The 4,758-nt window shown below is 73.9% G+C and carries 2 protein-coding genes; both read right to left on the reverse strand.

What is annotated here, in order from left to right:
* Positions 1-1,255: condensation domain-containing protein (locus AMK19_RS33935; protein WP_241844723.1), on the reverse strand; the 1,255-nt coding region annotated here is incomplete at its 3' end.
* The coding region (locus AMK19_RS33940) for a non-ribosomal peptide synthetase (protein ID WP_158071990.1) at positions 1,252-4,758 on the reverse strand (3,507 nt) is incomplete at its 5' end. The genes AMK19_RS33935 and AMK19_RS33940, both read right to left, overlap by 4 nt.

A 4,758-nucleotide genomic window follows, 5' to 3' on the forward strand; every position in this document is an offset into this window, starting at 1 on the left:
GATCGAACAGATCGGCCGCGACGGTCAGCACGCCGCGGATGCCCGCCGGCGCACCCGCCGCGTCGAACGACTCACCCACCAGCATGTTGAGGTCGAACTTGGCCACCGACCCGCCGGCCGGCAGCTGGGCGGCGTGCAGGCCGGGCAGGGCGAGGCCCTGCGAGGTGCCGCCGCTGACCACCGGGGCGCTGTTCTGCACGGTGAGCAAGACGTGGAAGAGCGGGTGGCGGGCCAGCGAGCGCGCGGGGGACAGCTCCTCGACCAGGCGCTCGAAGGGGACGTCCTGGTTCTCCAGGCTGTTCAGTGCGGTCTCCCGGACGCGGTCCAGGATCTCGGCGAGCGTGGGGTCGCCGGTGAGGTCGGTGCGGATCACCAGGGTGTTGACGAAGCAGCCGACCAGGTCGGCCATCGCCTCGTCGGTGCGGCCGGCGACCGCCGACCCGACCGTGATGTCGGTGCCGGCGCCCAGCCGGGAGAGCAGCACGGCGTAGGCGGCCTGCAGCAGCATGAACGCGGTGACGCCGCGTTCCCGCATCCGCTCGCGCAATCGGCGGTGCACCTCCGCGGGGATCTCCACCGGCACGTCGTGGCCTCGGTGGCCGGCTACTTCCGGGCGCGGCCGGTCCAGCGGCAGCGGAAGTTCGTCCGGCGATCCGGCCAACGCGCCGCGCCAGTAGGCCACTTGCTCACTCAGTGCGCTCTCCGGGTCGTCCTCGGAGCCCAGCACCTCGCGCTGCCACAGCGCGTAGTCGGCGTACTGGACCGGCAGCGGCTCCCACTGCGGCGCCCGGCCCGAGACCCGGGCGGTGTAGGCGATCGACACATCCCGAGCCAGCGGGCCGGTCGACCAGCCGTCGGCGGCGATGTGGTGGACCGTCAGGACCAGCGTGTGGTCCTGCGGGCCGATCGCCAGCAGTTCGGCGCGGATCGGTATCTCCGAGGACAGGTCGAAGGCGTGGTCCGACGCTGCCGCCACCGCGGCAGGGAGCTCCGACTCGGCCACCTCGGTGACCGGCAGCCCGAAGTCGACGTCCTCCAGCGGCAGGATCCGCTGGTACGGCCGGCCGTCCTCGGCCGGCAGCACGGTGCGCAGCACTTCGTGGCGGCCGAGGACGTCCCGCAGGGCGGCGAGCATCGCGGCCCGGTCCAGATCGCCGGTCAGGCGCACGGCGATCGGGTTGTTGTAGGTGGCGCTCGGACCCTCGATCCGGCCCAGGAACCACAGGCGCTGCTGCGCGAAAGACAACGGAATCATGACGAGCCCTCCTGGTTGCGCATCGGCCTCAACGCGGGCCTTGCCTTCTTCTGCTTGCCGGACCGACTTGAGAGCCAAGCCGCCGCCCCTGCCGCCGTGGGTGACTCGAACAGCACCCGGATCGGCAGCTCCACACCCAGCCCCGCCCGCACCTGGCCGGCCAGCTGGGTCACCAACAGCGAGTGCCCGCCGAGGACAAAGAAGTCGTCGTCGACCCCGACCGCGGGCAGCCCCAACACCTTCGCGAACGCCTCGCACAGGAACGCCTCCCACTCGTCGGCGGGCTCCCGGCCCGCCCCGGCGCCGGATCCGTGGGCCGGGGCCGGCAGCGCGGCGCGGTCGAGCTTCCCGTTGACCGTCACTGGGAGCGCGTCGAGCACCACGACCGCCGACGGCACCATGAACTGCGGCAGCCGCTCTGCGGCGTGGCGGCGCACGGCGTCCGCCAGGGCCGTGTCCCCGGCCGGGTCCCGCTCCGCGGTGACCACGTACGCGATCAGCCGCTTGTCGCCCTGAACGTCCTCGCGGACCACCACGGCGGCCTGGGTGATGTCCGGGTGGCCCACCACCACCGCCCGGACCTCGCCGGGCTCGATCCGGAAACCGCGGATCTTCACCTGCTCATCCGCGCGGCCCACGAACACCAGCCGGCCGTCCGCCGTCCACTTCGCCCGGTCACCGGTGCGGTACATCCGCGCGCCGGGTTCGAACGGGCAGGCGACGAACCGCTCCGCGGTCAGGTCGGGGCGCCGCATGTAGCCTCGGGCCAGGCCGGGGCCGGCGACGTAGACCTCGCCGGCCACGCCGGGCGGCATCGGGTTGAGGGCGTCGTCCAGCACGTACACCCGGGTGTTGACGACCGGGGTGCCGATGTCCGGCCGTGCGCCGGGGGTCAGCGGGGCGGAGATCGCGGCGGCCACCGTTGTCTCGGTCGGCCCGTAGCCGTTGACGAACCGTCGGCCGGTCGACCAGGCGGCCGACAGTTCCCCGCTCAGCGCCTCGCCGACGGCGCCCAGGGTCGTCACCGACGGCAGGGTTTCCGGGTCGAGCGCGGTGAGCGCGGCGGGGGGCGCGATCAGGTGGGTCACCCGGTGCCGGGCCACCAGCTCCACCAGCGCGGGCCCGGGCAGCAGGTCCTGCGCCGTGCCGAGCACCAGGCAGCCGCCGTTGCCCAGGGCCATCAGCACCTCGAAGGCCGCCCCGTCGAAGCCGACCGCGGCGAATTGCAGCACCCGGCTGTCCTGGTCGAAGGCGAATCGCTCGACCTGGGTCAGCCGCAGGCTCGCCAGGCCCTGGTGCGAGACCACCACGCCCTTCGGGCGCCCGGTCGAGCCGGAGGTGTAGATCAGGTACGCCGGGTGACCCGGTGCCGTCGGGGCCGTGCGGTCGGCGTCGGTCACCTCGGACGCGTCCAGTGCGGCCAGTTCGGCCGTCACGGCCGGGTCGTCCAGCACCAGGACGGGCAGCCCGGCCGGGTCCGGCACCGAGTGCCGGTCGGCGCCGATGGTCAGCACGCAGACCGGGTCGGCATCGGCCAGCATCCAGCCGATCCGGTCGGCGGGGTGCGCGGGGTCGATCGGTAGGTAGGCCGCTCCGGCCTTCCAGGCGGCGAGGAAGGCGACCACCAGCTCGACCGAGCGGCCGGCCAGCACCGCGACCACCGACTCCGGGCCCACGCCCCGGTCGATCAGCAGCCGGGCCAGGCGGTTCGCCCACTCGTCCAACTGCGCGTAGGAGAGGAGGAATTCGCCGAACTCCAGGGCAGGCGCGGCGGGCCGCCGGGCCACCTGCTCGGCGAACATCAGGGCCGCCGTGGTCGGCGGCACGTCCCGGTCGGGCCCGTTCCACCGCGTCATGACCTGCCGGCGCTCGGCCTCGGAGAGCACGTCCAGGCTCCGGATCGGGAGCTCGGGCGCTTCAACGGCCTCGGTCAGCACCCGGACCAACCGGTCGGCGAGTCCCTGGGCGGTCTCCGGGTCGAACAGGTCGGCGGCCGCGATCAGGACGCCCCGCAGACCGGCCGGGGCGCCCGTCTCGTCCGTCGCCTCACCCAGCGCGAGATCCAGGTCGAACTTGCCCACCGCCGGTCCGGCCGACAGCTGGGCGGCCGACAGCCCCGGCAGGGCCAGGGAGGGCCGGGCGGTGTTCTGCACCGTCAGCATCACCTGGAACAGCGGGTGCCGGGCCAGCGAGCGGGCCGGGGCCAGCTCCTCCACCAGCCGCTCGAACGGCACGTCCTGGTGCGCGAACGCGTCGAGGCCGCTCTGCCTGACCCGCTCCAGGACCTGGCCGAAGGTCGGGTCGTCCGACAGGTCGGTCCGCGTCACCAGGATGTTGACGAAGAAGCCGACCAGGTCGTCCAGCGCCTCATCGGTGCGGCCGGCGACCATCGACCCGATCGGGATGTCGGTGCCCGCGCCGAGCCGATGGAGCGTCACCGCCAGCGCGGCCTGCACGACCATGTGGAGCGTCACCCCGCGCTCCCGGGCCAGGGCGGCCAACCGCCGGTGCACCGCGACCGGGACGGCAAGCTCCACCTGGTGCCCGCGGTGTGAGGCCGAGGCCGGGCGCGGCCGGTCGAAGGGCAGCTCCAGCTCCTCCGGGAGTCCGGCCAACGCCCGGCGCCAGTAGTCGAGTTGAGCCGCCAGCAGGCCGTCCTGGTCATCCTCGCCGCCGAGCAGTTCACGCTGCCACAGGGCGTAGTCCGCGTACTGCACCGGCAGCGGCGCCCACTCGGGCGCCCGGCCGGCCGCCCGCGCGGTGTAGGCCGTCGAGAGGTCGCGGGCCAGCGGACCCGTCGACCATCCGTCGGTCGCGACGTGGTGCGTCACCAGCAGCAGCACATGCTCGACCGGGCCCAGCGCGAACAGCTCGGCGCGCATGGGGAGTTCCGAGGTCAGGTCGAAGCCGCGGCACGCGGCGTCGGCCACAGCCGCGTCCAGGTCCGCCGCCGCCACCGGGGTGACGGGCAACTCGAAGCCGGTCTCCCCGATCGGCAGGACGCGCTGACGGGGGTTGCCGTCGTCGGCCGGGAACACCGTGCGCAGCACCTCGTGCCGCTCGATCACGTCCCGCAGGGCCTCGGCCAGCGCGGCCCGGTCCAGCTCCCCGGTGAGCCGCAGGGCGACGGGTACGTTGTACGTGCTGCCACCCTCCAACTGCTCCAGGAACCACAGGCGTTGCTGGGCGAAGGAGAGCGGCACGCGTTCCGGCCGCACCATCCGGACCAGCGCGGCGCGCCCCCGAGCGGCCTCGCCCAGCCGGCCTGCCAGGCCCGCCGGTGTCGGGTTCTCGAACAGCACGCGCACGGTCGCCTCGACCCCGAGCACCGTCCGGATCCGGCTGGCCAGCCGCATCGCCAGCAGCGAGTGCCCACCGAGCGCGAAGAAGTCGTCGTCGACACCTACCCGTTCCAGCCCGAGCACCCGGGCGAAGGCCTGGCAGAGCAGTTCCTCCTGCGCCGTCGCCGGTGCCCGGCCCCCACCCGCACCGAACTCCGGCGC

Source organism: Kitasatospora sp. CB01950 (genome assembly GCF_001905465.1).
Lineage (GTDB): Bacteria > Actinomycetota > Actinomycetes > Streptomycetales > Streptomycetaceae > Kitasatospora.